The organism is Cyanobium sp. LEGE 06113 (genome assembly GCF_015207615.1).
Window position 1 is genome coordinate 149716 of record NZ_JADEWM010000002.1, and the last position, 15218, is coordinate 164933.

12 protein-coding genes and 2 pseudogenes are annotated in these 15218 nt (G+C 68.4%); 6 read left to right on the top strand and 8 right to left on the bottom strand.

Annotated elements, in window-relative coordinates:
* Positions 1 to 162 precede the first annotated feature (162 nt).
* Both IQ220_RS04825 and IQ220_RS04830 read left to right on the top strand, forming a co-directional pair.
* Positions 163 to 1287 carry a CofH family radical SAM protein gene (locus tag IQ220_RS04825; RefSeq protein WP_370566347.1) on the top strand — a complete coding sequence of 375 codons (1125 nt, stop codon included), beginning with the start codon at positions 163 to 165 and terminating at the stop codon, positions 1285 to 1287.
* A complete protein-coding gene (locus tag IQ220_RS04830) occupies positions 1284 to 2753 on the top strand; it encodes a hypothetical protein (RefSeq protein WP_193913369.1) in 1470 nt (489 codons plus the stop codon). Before IQ220_RS04825 ends, IQ220_RS04830 begins: the two co-directional genes overlap by 4 nt.
* Here the strand turns inward: IQ220_RS04830 and psb29 are convergent.
* A complete protein-coding gene (gene psb29 / locus IQ220_RS04835) occupies positions 2641 to 3417 on the bottom strand; it encodes a photosystem II biogenesis protein Psp29 (protein ID WP_193913371.1) in 777 nt (258 codons plus the stop codon). The genes IQ220_RS04830 and psb29 overlap by 113 nt on opposite strands.
* Positions 3418 to 3493: 76 nt before the next feature.
* On the opposite strand from psb29, the pseudogene clpP reads away from it, so the two are divergent.
* A pseudogene (gene clpP / locus IQ220_RS04840) lies at positions 3494 to 4083 on the top strand (ATP-dependent Clp endopeptidase proteolytic subunit ClpP).
* 69 nt (positions 4084 to 4152) lie between these two features.
* Here the strand turns inward: clpP and ftsH are convergent.
* The 4 genes from ftsH to pyk form a co-directional block, all read right to left on the bottom strand.
* Complete coding sequence (gene ftsH, locus IQ220_RS04845; protein ID WP_193813862.1) at positions 4153 to 6087, bottom strand: ATP-dependent zinc metalloprotease FtsH; 1935 nt, start codon at positions 6085 to 6087, stop codon at positions 4153 to 4155.
* 65 nt (positions 6088 to 6152) lie between these two features.
* A complete protein-coding gene (locus IQ220_RS04850) occupies positions 6153 to 6650 on the bottom strand; it encodes a DUF1830 domain-containing protein (protein ID WP_370566327.1) in 498 nt (165 codons plus the stop codon).
* Between the two features lie 36 nt (positions 6651 to 6686).
* Positions 6687 to 7916, bottom strand: a complete 1230-nt coding sequence (locus IQ220_RS04855) for an ABC transporter permease (RefSeq protein WP_193913373.1) — start codon at positions 7914 to 7916, stop codon at positions 6687 to 6689.
* 22 nt (positions 7917 to 7938) lie between these two features.
* Positions 7939 to 9723 (bottom strand): pyruvate kinase, encoded by a 1785-nt coding sequence (pyk, locus tag IQ220_RS04860; RefSeq protein WP_193913375.1) that lies wholly within the window; start codon positions 9721 to 9723, stop codon positions 7939 to 7941.
* A gap of 57 nt (positions 9724 to 9780) precedes the next feature.
* On the opposite strand from pyk, the gene IQ220_RS04865 reads away from it, so the two are divergent.
* Together IQ220_RS04865 and IQ220_RS04870 are read left to right on the top strand one after the other, a co-directional pair.
* Positions 9781 to 10110: a nucleoside triphosphate pyrophosphohydrolase family protein gene (locus IQ220_RS04865; protein WP_186699541.1), complete on the top strand. Its 330-nt coding sequence runs from the start codon at positions 9781 to 9783 to the stop codon at positions 10108 to 10110.
* 67 nt (positions 10111 to 10177) lie between these two features.
* Positions 10178 to 10684, top strand: coding sequence for a hypothetical protein (locus IQ220_RS04870; protein ID WP_370566328.1), 507 nt, complete (start codon positions 10178 to 10180; stop codon positions 10682 to 10684).
* Here the strand turns inward: IQ220_RS04870 and IQ220_RS04875 are convergent.
* The 3 genes and pseudogenes from IQ220_RS04875 to ilvA all read right to left on the bottom strand — a co-directional run bounded on the left by IQ220_RS04875 (position 10678) and on the right by ilvA (position 13106).
* On the bottom strand, positions 10678 to 10965 hold the full coding sequence (locus tag IQ220_RS04875) for a YggT family protein (RefSeq protein WP_193913376.1): 288 nt from the start codon (positions 10963 to 10965) through the stop codon (positions 10678 to 10680). The genes IQ220_RS04870 and IQ220_RS04875 overlap by 7 nt on opposite strands.
* Positions 10966 to 10989: 24 nt before the next feature.
* A complete protein-coding gene (gene scpB / locus IQ220_RS04880) occupies positions 10990 to 11556 on the bottom strand; it encodes an SMC-Scp complex subunit ScpB (RefSeq protein ID WP_186699545.1) in 567 nt (188 codons plus the stop codon).
* Between the two features lie 57 nt (positions 11557 to 11613).
* A pseudogene (gene ilvA / locus IQ220_RS04885) lies at positions 11614 to 13106 on the bottom strand (threonine ammonia-lyase, biosynthetic).
* Between the two features lie 176 nt (positions 13107 to 13282).
* Here ilvA and dxs point away from each other — a divergent pair.
* Positions 13283 to 15205 carry a 1-deoxy-D-xylulose-5-phosphate synthase gene (gene dxs / locus IQ220_RS04890; protein WP_193913378.1) on the top strand — a complete coding sequence of 641 codons (1923 nt, stop codon included), beginning with the start codon at positions 13283 to 13285 and terminating at the stop codon, positions 15203 to 15205.
* Positions 15206 to 15218: the final 13 nt, after the last annotated feature.

The following is a 15218-nucleotide window of genomic DNA, read 5'->3' on the forward strand; positions in this document are numbered from 1 at the left end:
GCGCCGATCGCAGCCTGGGCCTGGCGCGACGCGGCTGAGCTGCTGGTGCCGCCCCCCCAGGCCGACCCTCCCCTGGAACGGAACTCCCGGCCTGGATCCAGCGGCAGTGGAGTGCAGGAGGCCTGCGCTCTGCTGGATGCCCTGCAGCAGGCCCACACCTCCCTGCTCAGCCAGGGCCTCGATGCCGCAGCCTTGGAGGCAGCTGAGCTGCCCCGGCTGGCTCTGGCCGTGCTGTCACGGCCGTGGGCGGGAGCGGATCTGGAGGCGCTGCGCCAGCGGGCCGACGCCCTGCGGCGGCAGCTGGCCGGCGAGACGGTCACCTACGTGGTGAACCGCAACCTCAACATGTCCAACTACTGCGTGAAGCACTGCTCCTTCTGCGCCTTCCGGCGGGATGCGGGCGAGCCCGGGGCCTACTGGCTCCAGCCCGAGCAGCTGATGCAGCGCGCCGCCGAGGCCCACAGGGAGGGCGCCACCGAACTGTGTCTGCAGGGGGGCCTCAACCCAGAGGCCCGGCTGCACGGCAGCCAGCTCGCCTACGCCGAGCGGATGCTGATCCAGCTGGGTGAGGCCGCGCCGGGCCTGCACCTGCACGCCTTCTCCCCCCAGGAGCTGCTCTTCTTCGCGGAGCAGGACGGCCTGCCCCTTGCCACGGTGCTCATGCGCCTCAGGGCCGCCGGCCTGGGCTCCGTGCCCGGCACCGCCGCCGAGGTGCTCAGTGAGCGGGTGCGTCGTCAGCTCTGCCCCGAAAAGCTCACAGCGCGCCAGTGGGTCGCGGTGATGCTCGAGGTGCATCAGCAGGGCCTGGCGTCCACCAGCACCCTGATGGCGGGCCACATCGAGGCGGCGGCGGACATCGCGGCCCACCTGCTCACCCTCGTGACCCTGCAGAGCCGGGCCCTGGCCAGGGGCCTGACCGGGTTCACGGAATTCGTGCTGCTGCCGTTTGTGGGCACCGCCGCCCCGGCCCCGTTGCGCTCCCGGGTGGGACGCGACCAGCCCGACCTGGACGCCATGCTCCTGCTCACCGCCCAGGCCCGCCTCATCCTTGGCCCCTGGATACCGCACCACCAGCCCAGCTGGGTGAAGCTCACCCTGGAGGGGGCCCAGCAGGCGCTTCGCTGGGGCTGCAACGACCTCGGCGGCACCCTGATGGAGGAGCACATCACCACCATGGCCGGCGCCCGGGGCGGCACCGCCCAGACCCCCGCCGCCCTGCGCTCCGCCGCCACCCACCTGGGCCGGCCGGTGCGGCAGCGCACCACCCTCTACGGGGCTCTGGCATGAAGCGCCTCGCTCTGGTGGAGTCTCTGCGCAGCCTGCGGCTGCCGCGCCTGCCGCGCCTGCCCCTGCGGGTCACTACCAGCGTCACCCTGCTGCTGCTGCTGGGGCCTGTCCTGGCCCTCTGGATGTTGCCCCGCCCCAGGGCGGAAGGTCTGGGCCGCCTGCTGGCCCAGGCCGCCCTGCTGCAGAGTTTTCCCGCGGCCCCCTCCCGGCCGGTGCCCCAGTTGTGGCAGCAGCGCCTGGGGGCCGAGAGCGCCGAACGCCTCTGGGGCCAGCAGCGCAATCTGTGGTGGCAGTTCTGGGGCCGCCAGGGCGATGGTGGGGCCTATCTGGTGCTGCCGCTGCCCAGGCCCATGCTCACCGGTGCCCTGGCCAGGCCTCCCCACAGCGTTCAGGTGGACGACCTGCTGGTGGTGGCCGCTGACCCTCTCTCCCACCGCCTGCTCACCGACCAGCTCCAGGCCCTGCCGCGCCAGCGCCGTGGTCTGGAGCAGCGCTGCCTGGAGCGGCTGGAGACGGAGCAGGCGGCCTTCTGGTCGCCCGTGGCCTTCGGGGGGATGGTGGGGCCGCTGGCGCCCCTGCTCCAGAGCTTTCAGGAGGGTTGCGTGAGCCTGGCGCTGGAGGGGGAGGAGCTCCTGGCTGCTGGCGAGGCGGCGGGCAGCACGGCTCTGCTGGCCTCTGTGCCACAGGCGGAGGCCGCCGCCCGGCCGGCTGGGGCCTCGGCTCCAGCCTGGCCACCGGGCAGCCTGCTCACCCTGCAGGGCCGCACGCTGGAGGTGCTGCTGCAGGGGTTGCTCAACCGGCAGTTGATCCGTGATCCGCTGCTGTCGCGCTATGGCGTCGATGACGCCGACCTGCGGCGCCTGCGCAGCACCCCGTTCCGTCTCGGCGTGCGGGCCGTGGGGGCGGGCCCCTTCCAGGCGGCGATCACGCTGCAGCTCGCCCCTGCAGCAGAACAGCGCCAGGCCTGGGCGGAATTCCTGGGCCGCCTTGGGCCGGTGCTGGAGGGCGAGGGCCTGGAGAGCCTGCCCCCAGCGGCTGGTGGACCCCCTGGGGGCTCAGCCACCCTGCCCACCAGCCTCTGGCAGCGGCAGGACGGCCAGGTGGTGGGAGGCTGGCGCTGGCTGAACCGGCCCGGGAGTGCCCCGGAGCTGCTGATGTTCCTGGGGCCGGCCCCCACGACTGGGCCCGGAGCTGCTTTGGCGCAGGGCGACGCCGCCCCGCTGCTCAGCCTCAGGCTTCGTCCCCGCCAGCTCGGGGCCCTGGGCCTGCTGCCCGAAACCCTGCCTGGACCGCTGATGCAGGCGGAGAGCCTGGATGTGGAAGCGCAGCGCCCGGCCAATCAGAACGAGGCGATCAGCCGGCTGTGGGCGCGTCTGCGGCTGACGCCTGCGGCTCCGTCTTCTCAGCCCCTTCCGGTGCCGGAGTCTCCCCGGCCGCAGGACCCTCAGCCGGCGCCACGCCGCTGAGGCCCGCCTGCTGACGCTCGCGCTTGCGGCGCTCGGCCGCCACGGTTTCCTCCATCAGCTCCACGGCCTGGGCGAGCTTCTCCAGGTTGCTGGCGTAGAGGCTGAGGTCCTTGTCGAGCCGCTCCCGCAGCAGCCCCATGGCGCCGCCGAGGTCGTGGGCGTAGCCGCGCAGGGTGGCGGGATCCATGGCATCGGCGCCCTGGGCCTGCTCCAGCAGGCTCAACAGCCCCACGCCCATCAAGCGGGAGTAGTGGAAGCCAGGCTCACGGATGCTGGCGAGGGCGGAGGCCAGGGGCTCAGGAGCACCCTCCCCCTGGGCCTCGATCCAGCCCTTCACCGCATCCACGCTGTGGTGGCCCATGGCGGCGCGGCAGCTGTCCGATTCCTGGCGCAGCTGGGCGGCATCGAAGCCGGTGGCACTGCAGAGGGCCGCGAGAAGCTGGGGCTTGTGCTCGGGCGGGCGGTAACCACGGGCAAAACCGTCAAACACCTGCACCAGGCCACAGGCGAACAGGCCGTTGGCCGAGAAGCCCTGTTGGCGGCTCAGCAGGTGGAGTTCCACCAGCAGTTCATCCACCATGCGCCGGTAGAGGGGCGCGATCACATGGGGGAAGGCGCGATGAAAAGCGCGCTTGCTGTCGGAGACGGTCAGGGCGGCGCTCACGCTGCTTGTCGGTTCAGGTGCGGCGACCCTAGCCGCCCACGCTCAGTAGGATCGAGCCAGTTCACTGTCCAGGTCCATGATTCCGATTGTGATTGAGGAGTCGGGCCGGGGGGAACGCGCCTTTGACATCTACTCGCGGCTGCTGCGCGAGCGGATCGTGTTTCTCGGAGAGCCCGTCACAGCCGAATCGGCCAACCGCATCGTTGCCCAGTTGTTGTTTCTGGAAGCGGAAGATCCTGAGAAGGACATCTTCCTCTACATCAATTCCCCGGGGGGATCGGTGTATGACGGCCTCGGGATTTTCGACACCATGCAGCACATCAAGCCCGATGTGCAAACGGTCTGCGTCGGCCTGGCCGCCTCGATGGGCGCCTTTCTGCTCTGTGCCGGCACCAAGGGCAAACGCAGCAGCCTCACCCATTCCCGGATCATGATCCACCAGCCCCTGGGGGCGCCCGCGGTCAGGCCAGCGACATCCGTATTCAGGCCGATGAGATCCTCTACCTCAAGCAGAAGCTGAATCAGGAGCTCTCTGATCGCACCGGCCAACCCATGCCCCGGATTGAAGAAGACACAGACCGCGATTTCTTCATGTCGCCGGCCGAAGCGGTGGGCTATGGCCTGATCGACAAAGTGATCGAAAAACGCCCCGTGCGTCCGGTCTGAAAAGCCGTGCGTCAGGCCTGAAGAAAAAAGCCCGGCCTAGGCCGGGCTTTTTGCTGTTCAGAGTGGTGGTCAGCTGCTGGGCAGGGCCGGTTCGACGATCAGGGGCGAGAAGCGCTCCTTCTCGGGAACGGTGGCGAATTCCGACACAATGGCCCTGAATTCCTCGCCATCGAGACTCTCCTTCTCGATCAGCAGCTCCACCACCCGGTCCATGCAGGTGCGGTGCTCAGCCACCAACTTCACGGTGTCCTTGTAGCAGCTCTCGACGATCTGGTGCACGGCCACGTCGATGCGGCTGGCCATGCGGTCGGAGGCGTCGCTGCGGGTCATGAGGTCGCGACCCAGGAACACCTCCTGGTTGCCGGCTTCCAGGGAGAACTGGCCCAGGTCGCTCATGCCGAAGCGAGTCACCATCTGGCGGGCGATCGAAGCCACCTGCTGGATGTCCCCCCCGGCGCCGGTGGTCACCTCCGCATGGCCGAACACCACCTCTTCGGCAGCACGGCCCCCAAGGGCGCCCATGATGCGGGCCCGCAGCTGCGCCTTGCTCACCAGCATCTGCTCCTCATCGGGGGAGAACCAGGTGAGCCCCTGGGCCTGGCCGCGGGGGATCAGGGTGACTTTCTGCACCGGGTCGTGGGACTTCACCAGGGTGCCCACCAGGGCATGGCCCACCTCGTGGTAGGCGATCAGGCGCTTGCTGCGGCCATCGGTGAGCGGCTTGCCCTCCATACCGGCGATCACCCGATCCACGGCGTCGTCGATCTCTGCCAGGCCGGTGGCCTCCTTGCGGCGACGGGCCGTGAGGATGGCGGCCTCATTGAGCAGGTTGGCCAGGTCGGCACCGGAGAAGCCCGGGGTGCGGCGGGCAATCATCTCCAGGCTCACGTCATCGGCGAGCTTCTTGTTGCGGGAGTGCACCTTCAGGATTGAGAGGCGCCCCTTGATGTCGGGCACATCCACCTGCACCTGGCGGTCGAAGCGGCCCGGGCGCAGCAGGGCCGAATCGAGCACATCGGCCCGGTTGGTGGCGGCGATGATGATGATGCCGCTGTTGCCCTCGAAGCCGTCCATCTCGGTGAGCAGCTGGTTGAGGGTCTGCTCCCGCTCGTCGTTGCCGCCGCCCACACCGGCGCCCCGCTGGCGCCCCACGGCGTCGATCTCATCGATGAAGATCAGGCAGGGGCTGTTCTCCTTGGCGCGCTTGAACAGGTCGCGCACGCGGCTGGCACCCACGCCCACGAACATCTCCACGAACTCCGAGCCGGAGAGGGAGAAGAAGGGCACACCGGCCTCACCAGAGATGGCCTTGGCAAGCAGGGTCTTGCCTGTGCCGGGGGGGCCCACCAGCAGCACGCCTCTGGGGATCTTGGCGCCCACGGAGGTGAAGCGCTCGGGGGTCTTGAGGAAGGTCACCACCTCCTCGAGGTCCTGCTTGGCCTCCTCCACACCAGCCACGTCGTCGAATTTGACGCCGGTTTCGGCCTCCATCGCGAAGCGGGCCTTGGTCTTGCCGAACTGCATCGCCTGGCCGGGGCCGCCTGGCATGCCGCTGGAGCGGCGTGCCAGGAAGATCAGCGAGCCGATCAGCAGCAGCGGGAACAGCAGGTTGCCGAGGAGACCCAGGGCCGGCGGCGCCTGCTTGGGGGGATGGATGTCGAAGCTGATGCCCTGCTCCTTGAGCTGATTCACCAGCTCGGGAGCGACGCCGGGCAGGTCCACCCGCAGGCGCTGCACACGGTTGTCGAGCTCGGGATCCACCGCTTCGATCACAGCGCTGCGGCCACCGTCAAAGATGTCCACCGCGGTGACCCGGCCGGCATCCACGTAGTCGAGGAAGCGGCCGTAGCTCATGCGGGCCACGGCCGCGTTGCGAGGCGCGGTGGTGGCTCCGCCCTGGCTGGGATTGGAGATCCCTCCGCTGCTGAGGATCTGCCAGCCGAGGAAGGCCACCACCGCCAGCGGCAGCAACCAGAGAGCAATCAATCGCCAGCGCTGATTCATAGCTGAGACACTTTCTTAACAAGTGTAACGGTGCCGCCTGGCTTTCGGACCGCCGCAGCCTGGATTCAGCCAGCGGAGCCCCAGGCCTGCACCAGAGCGGCGGCGCTGATGGCCTGGTACGTCAGGGGGTTGGCGTACTGGCTGCGGGGGGTTGGGCCTGCTTCCGGTCCTGGAGCAGAGAAGGGCGGCTGGATCAGCTCCTGAGGAACCAGCGGTGTGCCATGGCTCTCGTCCAGCTCAGGGTCAGCCTGGGTCAGGGGGATGGCTGCTGAGCCGGTCTCGATCACCAGGTCGTCCACGGCCACGGTTTCCAGCAGTTCAGGCCCGCCCAGGCCATGGGTCCAGATCTTGAGCTCGGAGTCGGCCGGGCAGGAGAAGCTGAGCAGTTCGAAGGGGAACACGACGCGCTCGAGGAAAAATTCCTCAGGCCCCACGCAGCGGGCGATCACCATGCGATCGCTGCTGTTCCGGTAGCCGCATTCCAGCCAGCCCAAGGGTCTCACCACATTCGATACCACCCATAAACGCATCGAATCAATCGCCCGCTTGGTGGCCTTCGCCACGGTTTGCCTGTCTTAAGGCTTTCTTTGGGATTGCGGCTAGAGGCTGCGCAGGGCCACGATCGGGTCGAGGCCGGCGGCCCGGCGCGCCGGCACCACCCCGAAGAACAGGCCGATGGATCCTGAGAGTCCCACGGTGAGCAGCACCGTGCCGGCGCCGATCGTCGCTGGTAGGGGCGTCACGAGGGCCACCAGGCTCACCGTGCCGATGCCCACCGCAGTGCCGATCGCCCCACCCAGGCTGGCCAGCACCAGCGACTCCACCAGGAACTGCAGCAGCACGTCGCCGCTACGCGCCCCCAGGGCCTTGCGCAGGCCGATCTCCTCGGTGCGCTCGCTCACCGACACCAGCATGATGTTCATGATGCCGATGCCGCCCACCAGCAGGGACACGGCGCCGATGGCCGCCAGCATCAGCGTGAGACCGCCGGTGATCGTGCTCACGATCGTGAGCGCATCCTGCTGGGAGCGCACGGCGAAGTCGTCTTCCCGCAGGATGTTGTGGCGCTGGCGCAGCAGGTTGGTGATCTGGAAGGCTGCAGCGCCGGTGCTGTCGCCATCCCGGGCTTCCACGCTGATGAAGTTGAGGCTCACCCCATAGGTGGGATCCCGCCCCGAGAGCTTGCTCACCATGGCGCTGAGCGGCACGTAGGCGTTCTCGTCCTGGTTCTGGCCGAACACGGCCCCCTTGGCCTCCAGCACGCCGATCACCTCAAAGGGCTGGGTGCGGATCCGCAGGGTGCGCCCCACGGCCGTGCCCCCCGGGAACATCTTGTCGGCCAGGTCGGGGCCGATCACGGTCACGCTGGCGGCAGCCTCCATGTCGTTGGCCGAGATGAAGCGCCCCCGGGCCATCTCGAACTGGCGCACGGGCAGGAATTCCGGGGTGATGCCATTCACCGAGGCGGTGCTGCTCAACCCCCCCGCCTGCACCACCTCGCTGAGGGTGATCTGGGGTGCCACCCGTTTCACGGAGGGCACCTGTTCGGCGATCGCCTCAGCGTCCTCCAGCACCAGCGTCTTAGGGAAGTCGATCCCCTGGCGCCGGGTGTCGTTGTTGCCCGGCACCACAAACAGCACATTGGCGCCCAGGTTGCTGAGCTGGCCCTCGGCCAGGTTCTGGGCGCCCCGACCCACCCCCACCAGGGTGATCACCGAGGCATTGCCGATCACGATGCCCAGCATGGTGAGCAGGCTGCGCAGGCGGTTGGCCCTCAGGGTGGAGAGGGCCATGCCCACGGTTTCGCCCAGGGGCAGCTTCGAGGCCATGGCGTGGGGCAGAACGGGATGGTCAGACGATGGCGCCGATGGGGTCGGCGTTGTGGCTCCTGGCCCCCCGGTGCACCAGGCCATGCAGCAGATCCAGGGTCACGATCTCGCCGTCGAGCAGGGTCTCGAGGGCGCCCGTGACCCCCACGATGGCGGGGATGCCGGTGAGCTCGGCCGTCACAGCGGCATGACTCTCGCGGCCGCCGCTTTCGGTGATCACGGCCTTGGCCCGGTGAAAGACCTCCTCGTAGGCGGCGCTGGTTTCGCGCACCACCAGGATCTCGCCCATCTGGATGGCGACGGCCTCCTCAGGGCAACCCACCAAGCGCACCCGGCCGCTGATCGAGCCGGTGCCGATGCCCACCCCCTGGGAGAGCACCGCCGTGACGATGCCAACCTTGATGAAGTCGGTGGAGCCGCTCACCCCGGAGAGGGTGCCGGCCGTCTGCACCACCAGGTCGCCGTCCTGGAGGTAGCTGCGGTCGCGTGCCAGGCCCATGGCCAGGCTGAAGGTGCTGGTGCTGGAGGTCTGCTCCGCCACCAGCAGCGGATTCACGCCCCAGATCAGTTGCAGCTGGCGGGCCACCTGGGCTTCGCTGGTGATCGCCAGGATCGGGGTGCTGGGCCGGAACTTGCTCACATTGCGGGCGGTGGCGCCGCTGGAGGTGAGGGGCAGGATCGCGGCGGCATTGAGGTTGCGGGCGATGTTGCTCACCGCCTGGCAGATCGCATTGGGAATGGTGGTGGCCATGCGGCTGTCGATCTGCCGCATGGGGTAGTCGCGCTCGATGCGACGGGCGATGGTGGCCATCGTGGCCACGGCCTCCACGGGAAAGTCGCCCACGGCGCTTTCGTTGGAGAGCATCACGGCATCGGTGCCATCCAGGATGGCGTTGGCCACATCGCTCACCTCGGCCCTGGTGGGCCGCGGACAGCTCACCATCGAATCGAGCATCTGGGTGGCCGTGATCACCGGAATGCCCAGGCTGTTGGCCTTGCGGATCAATTCCTTCTGCAGCAGCGGCACCTCCTCAGCCGGCATCTCCACGCCCAGATCGCCGCGGGCCACCATCACGCCGTCGCACAGCATGAGGATGTCATCGATCTGATCGATGGCCTCGAATTTCTCGATCTTGGCCACCACGGGTGTGTCGTGGCCGTGGCTGGCGATCAGTTCCTTGATCTCCAGCAGGTCGGAGGGGTTGCGTACGAAGCTGAGCGCCACCCAGTCGACGCCGTGCTGAAGCCCGAAGGCCAGATCCTCGCGGTCTTTGTCAGTGAGAGCCCGGATCGAGAGCTGCACATCCGGGAAGTTCACGCCCTTGTTGTTGCTGAGCACACCTCCAACGGTGACGCTGCAGTGCAGGGTCTGCTGGGGGATGTCCACCTCTTCCACCAGCATTTCCACCCGGCCGTCATCCAGCAGGATGCGGCTGCCGGGAGTCACCTCATCGGCCAATCTGCCGTAGGTGACGGTGGCGATCTCCTGGTTGCAGGCCACATCTCTGGAGGTGAGACTGAAGCGGGCCCCTTGCGCCAGCGTGATCGGGCCATCCACGAACCGGCCCAGGCGGATCTTCGGGCCCTGCAGGTCCTGGAGGATGCCCACATGTTCGCCGAGTTCCACGGACACCTGGCGGATCGCCTCGATGCGGGCGGCGTGTTCGCTGTGATCGCCGTGGGAGAAGTTGAGTCGGAACGTGGTGGCCCCGGCGTGGATCAGAGCCTTGAGCTGCTGGTGGGACTCGGTGGCGGGCCCGATCGTGGCGACGATCTTGGTGCGACGCATGAGATCGGGTTGGGGCATCGCAGTGGCGATCTATAGGTTGAAACTACCATCGGCCCAGTTTTGGTGCTGGCTTGGATGGACTTTCGGACCTACCAGGAGCGCTCGCGCCAGACCGCTGTCTATCCCGGCGCCGGTGAGAATCCCATTTACCCCACCCTCGGCCTGTGCGGCGAGTCGGGCGAGGTGGCCGACAAGGTGAAGAAGGTGCTGCGCGACCGCGGCGGCGTGTTCAGCCAGGAGGTGCGCCAGGCCCTGCAGCTCGAACTGGGCGATGTGCTCTGGTACGTGGCCCAGCTGGCCACCGAGCTGGAGCTCGACCTCGACGCCGTGGCCAGTGCCAACCTGGACAAACTGGCGAGTCGCGCCGCCCGTAACGTGATCTCAGGCGATGGTGACCTGCGCTGAGGCGCGACCCAGCTCTGCTTCCCAGCCAGGTTCCCCCATGCTCCAGTTCCGCTCACCCCCTGTTCCGTTGTCCCACCGGACGCGCTCTGGGAGCCCTGTCAGGCCGCTTGGCCAGCGTCGGTGGCTGCCGGCGCTGCTGCTCGCCCTGCTGCTGGTGCTGGCGCCGCCGGCCTGGGCCCTCGATCTCAAGGTCAACGACGTGACCCTGGATCCCTGCCCGGCGGATGATGTGGCCGCCCAGCCCGATCTGAGGCGGGCCGCAGCCCCCAGCTGCTACGCCATGCGGGGCACGGTGCTGAACAGCAGCCGCAAGCCCGTGGTCGACACCGATGTGTTCGCCCTGATCGTGGATGCCAGCGGTGAACCGGTGCTCCAGAACCGCTCCAGGGTGGGATCCATCGGTGACGTGCCGCCAGGCCGTTCCACCTTCGCCCTGCGTGTTTCGGTGCCGGCGGGAACGCCTGAGCCGATTCGCTTCCGCAACGTCAAGGCCCGGGGCTTCAGCGCCCCGGTACGGGTCCGCGCCGGAGTCGACGACGAACTGCTGCCCCTGGAACAGGAGCTGGCTCAGTAGAGGGAGGCCATCATGCTGACGCTGGCGCTGCCCAGCAGCTGCTGGCCCAGGCTGAGGGCGAGGAAGGCGAGGATCGCCGAGAGGTCGAGGCCGGCGATCGGTGGGATCAGGCCGCGAAACACGTTGAGGTAGGGATCGGTGATCGAGCTCACGCTCGAGAGCACCGGATTGCTCCAGTCGAGGTTGGGGAACCAGCTGAGCAGCACCCGCACCAGCAGGAGCAGGGAATAGATCTGCAGCGTGTTGCTCAGAACGCTCAGCACCTGGGCGGCAACTTGCATGGGCCTGTGGGATGAACCCCGACTCTATGCAGAGCGGCGCGGCCGGGGCTGCAGTTCCTCCGCTTTCACCGCAAAGGTGCGATGGAATTTCTCGCTGAGGCTGAGCCAGTAGGAGCGGCCATCGCTCTGGCGCCGTCGCTCGATGAAGTCCTCGGCGAGCAGGGCCTTGATGTGGTCGTAGGCGCCGGAGCCGCGCAGCTCCACCAGCTCCGACTGCAGGATGCGCTTCTTGAGGGCGATCGTGGCCAGGGTGCGCAGGGCCGCGGTGGAGAGGTCCACCGGCACCAGGTTCTGCACCAGATCCGCCAGGCTCTCGCGCAGTTGCAGGCCATAGGTGTGGCCGTCCTGGCTGATCTCCAGGGCCGTGTCGCGGTGGGCGTAGTCGGCCATCAGGGTGATCAGGCCCAGCTCGGCGCTGTCGTTGTCCACCCCGGCGATGGCGGCCAGCTCGGAGAGGCTCAGGGGGCGGCCCTTGAGATAGAGGATCGCCTCCAGGTGGGCCGGCAGCGAGAGGTTCAGGGGCTTCGGCCCAGCAGGACCGGCCTCCGGGTTCTCGGTTTCAGGCGTGCTGGCTTCGGGGTCGACACCCATGGCACTCGGCCCTGGTGGTGCCAGCAAACTAAGGGAGAGCCGCAGGGATGTCTCCCCTCAGCCGTTGGAGCCGAGGAAGAGCCGGTAGGCCGGGTTGGTGCTCTCGTCCCAGTGGCTGTAGCCCAGCCCGTCCAGAAACTCCTGCCAGGTTCCCCGCTCCCCGGGCGGCACCTGCACCCCCACCACGATGCGCCCCACGTCGGCGCCGTGGTTGCGGTAGTGAAAGATGCTGATGTTCCAGCTGGCCTGCAGGGCGTTCACGAAGGCCATCAGGGCGCCGGGCTTCTCGGGAAACTCGAAGCGGTACAGCAGTTCTTCGCCCTGGTCGAGGGCCTTGCCCGCACTGGCCGGCAGCCGCCCCCCCACCATGTGGCGCAGGTGCAGCTTGGCCAGCTCGTTGCAGCTGAGGTCGAGGCAGGGGAAGCCGGAGGCTCCAGGCTGGCCAGCAGGGCCCGGGTGTCGGCATGGCCCTGAATCTGCACTCCCACAAAGATGTGGGCCCGGCGAGGGTCCGCCAGGCGGTAGCTGAACTCGGTCAGGCTGCGATCCCCCAGCATCTGGCAGAAGCGCCGCAGGCTGCCGGGCTGCTCGGGGATCTCCACGGCCAGCATCGCCTCGCGCTCCTCCCCCAGCTCAGCCCGCTCGGCCACGAAGCGCAGCCGATCGAAATTCATGTTGGCGCCGCAGGCCACCGCCACCAGGGTGCGGTCCTGGAGTCCCTGGCCTTCCACGTCCACCTTCATGCCGGCCACGGCCAGGGCGCCGGCGGGCTCGAGGATCGAGCGGGTGTCCTCGAACACGTCCTTGATGGCGGCGCAGATCTCGTCGCTGCTCACGGTCACCATCCGATCCACATGGCGCTGGGCCAGGGCGAAGGTGTGGCGACCCACCTGGCGCACGGCCACGCCATCGGCAAACAGCCCCACCTGCTCCAACCGCACCCGCTCGCCACAGGCCAGGGAGCGTGCCATGGCGTCGGCATCGCGTGGCTCCACCCCCACGATCTGCACCCCCGGCCAGAGGGTCTTGACGTAGGCGGCGATGCCGGCGATCAGCCCGCCGCCCCCCACCGCCACGTAGATCACATCGGGTGGATGGGAGCACTGCCGCAGGATTTCGAGGCCGATCGTGCCCTGGCCGGCGATCACATCGGGATCGTCGAACGGGTGGATGAAGCTGAGGCCAGCCTCCGCCGCCAGCTGCAGGGCATGGCCGTAGGCGTCGTCGTAGGTGTCGCCGTGCAGCACCACCTCGGCGCCCCTGGCGGCCACGGCCCGCACCTTCATCTCAGGCGTGGTGACCGGCATCACGATCACGGCCCGGCAGCCCAGCCGCTGGGCGCCGAGGGCCACCCCCTGGGCGTGGTTGCCGGCGCTGGCGGCGATCACGCCCCGCTCCAGCTCCGCCGGGCTGAGCCCCACCATCTTGTTGTAGGCGCCGCGCAGCTTGAAGCTGAACACCGGCTGCAGATCCTCCCGCTTGAGCAGCACCTGGTTGCCCAGCCGGCTGGAGAGGTTGGGGGCCGGATCCAGGGGCGATTCGATCGCCACGTCGTAGACCCTGGCCCGCAGGATGCGTTGCAGATAGCCGTCGGGGTCTGGGGCCACCTCTGCCGGAGCGACATCGGCGCTGGGGTTTCGGGGCTGCTGGCTCATGTCCCCAGTGTCGCAATCTGCGCAGGTGCCCCAGGGGAACCCCCTAGATTGCTCACAACGCCAGGGTCGTGATGCATCTCAGCGAGCTGAGCCACCCCAACCAGTTGCACGGCCTCAGTACCGCCGAGCTCGAAGCGATCGGCCGCCAGATCCGGGAGCGCCACCTCGAGGTGGTGAGCACCAGCGGCGGCCACCTCGGTCCGGGCCTCGGAGTGGTGGAACTCACCCTGGCCCTGTACCAGACCCTCGACCTCGACCACGACAAGGTGGTATGGGATGTGGGCCACCAGGCCTATCCCCACAAGCTGATCACCGGTCGCTACAAGGATTTCCACACCCTGCGTCAGCAGGGAGGCGTGGCGGGCTATCTCAAGCGCAGCGAGAGCAGCTTCGACCACTTCGGCGCCGGCCACGCCAGCACCTCGATCTCCGCCGCTCTGGGCATGGCCCTGGCCCGCGACCGCCGCGGTGAAGACTTCAAATGTGTGGCCGTGATCGGCGACGGTGCCCTCACCGGCGGCATGGCTCTGGAGGCGATCAACCACGCCGGCCATCTGCCCCACACCCGGCTGCTGGTGGTGCTCAACGACAACGACATGTCGATCAGCCCGCCGGTGGGGGCCCTCTCCACCCACCTCAACCGCATGCGGCACAGCCCGCCGCTGCAGTTCCTGCAGGACAACGCCGAGGAGGCGATCAAGCACCTGCCGTTCATGCACGGCGAGCTGCCGCCTGAACTGAAGAACCTCAAGGAGAGCATGAAGCGGCTGGCGGTGCCCAAGCTGGGCGCCGTGTTCGAGGAGCTGGGCTTCACCTACATGGGCCCGATCGACGGCCATGACATCGCCGGCATGGTGAAGGTGTTCCAGCAGGCCCACGCCCACGACGGCCCGGTGCTGGTGCATGTGGCCACCACCAAGGGCAAGGGCTACCCCTACGCCGAAGCCGATCAGGTGGGTTACCACGCCCAGGGCGCCTTCGACCTGGTCAGTGGCAAGGCCTACCCCTCCAGTAAGCCCAAGCCGCCCAGCTACAGCAAGGTGTTCGGCCAGACGCTGGTGAAGATCTGCGAGCAGGATCCCCTGGTGGTGGGGATCACGGCCGCCATGGCCACCGGCACGGGCCTCGACCTGCTTGAGAAGGCTCTGCCCGATCAATACTTCGATGTGGGCATCGCCGAACAGCACGCCGTGACCATGGCGGCCGGGATGGCCTGCGAAGGCCTCAGCCCCGTGTGTGCCATCTACAGCACCTTCCTGCAGCGGGCCTTCGACCAGCTGATCCACGACGTGGGCATCCAGAAGCTGCCGGTCACCTTCGTGCTCGACCGCGCCGGCATCGTCGGCGCCGACGGCCCCACCCACCAGGGCCAGTACGACATCAGCTACCTGCGGGCGGTGCCCAACTTCACCGTGATGGCCCCGAAGGATGAGGCCGAACTGCAGCGCATGCTGATCACCGCCATCCAGCACAGCGGACCCTGCGCCCTGCGCATTCCCCGGGGCGAGGGCGAAGGGGCTCCCCTGGCCGAGGAGGGCTTCGAGCCTCTGGAGATCGGCCGAGGCGAACTGCTCGCCGATGGCGATGACCTGCTGATCGTGGCCTATGGCGCCATGGTGTATCCCGCCATGGCCACCGCCGGTCTGTTGCAGGAGCAGGGCATCCGGGCCGCCGTGATCAATGCCCGCTTCATCCGGCCCCTGGATGAGGCCCTGATCCTGCCGATGGCCCGGCGCATCGGCCGGGTGGTGACCATGGAGGAGGGCTGTCTGCCGGGGGGCTTCGGCGCCGCCATCACCGAGTGCCTCAACGACCACGACGTGCTCGTGCCGGTGCTGCGCATCGGCATTCCCGACCAGCTGGTGGACCACGCCTCACCGGCCCAGAGCAAGAGCGCCCTCGGCCTCACACCGCCCCAGATGGCGGACAGGATCCTGGAGCGCTTCGGGACCGGCCTGCGGCTCTCGATGCCGGTGAAGCCCCTGGCGGTCTGAGCCCCTTGGCTCC

Excerpts from the sequence above, each read along its gene's own strand:
- IQ220_RS04830 (WP_193913369.1), top strand. The coding sequence starts at position 1,284 with ATGAAGCGCCTCGCTCTGGTGGAGTCTCTGCGCAGCCTGCGGCTGCCG.
- scpB (WP_186699545.1), bottom strand. The coding sequence starts at position 11,556 with ATGGGTGTCGACCCCGAAGCCAGCACGCCTGAAACCGAGAACCCGGAG.
- IQ220_RS04865 (WP_186699541.1), top strand. The coding sequence starts at position 9,781 with ATGGACTTTCGGACCTACCAGGAGCGCTCGCGCCAGACCGCTGTCTAT.
- IQ220_RS04875 (WP_193913376.1), bottom strand. The coding sequence starts at position 10,965 with ATGCAAGTTGCCGCCCAGGTGCTGAGCGTTCTGAGCAACACGCTGCAG.
- IQ220_RS04855 (WP_193913373.1), bottom strand. The coding sequence starts at position 7,916 with ATGGCCTCGAAGCTGCCCCTGGGCGAAACCGTGGGCATGGCCCTCTCC.
- ftsH (WP_193813862.1), bottom strand. The coding sequence starts at position 6,087 with ATGAATCAGCGCTGGCGATTGATTGCTCTCTGGTTGCTGCCGCTGGCG.
- dxs (WP_193913378.1), top strand. The coding sequence starts at position 13,283 with ATGCATCTCAGCGAGCTGAGCCACCCCAACCAGTTGCACGGCCTCAGT.
- pyk (WP_193913375.1), bottom strand. The coding sequence starts at position 9,723 with ATGCCCCAACCCGATCTCATGCGTCGCACCAAGATCGTCGCCACGATC.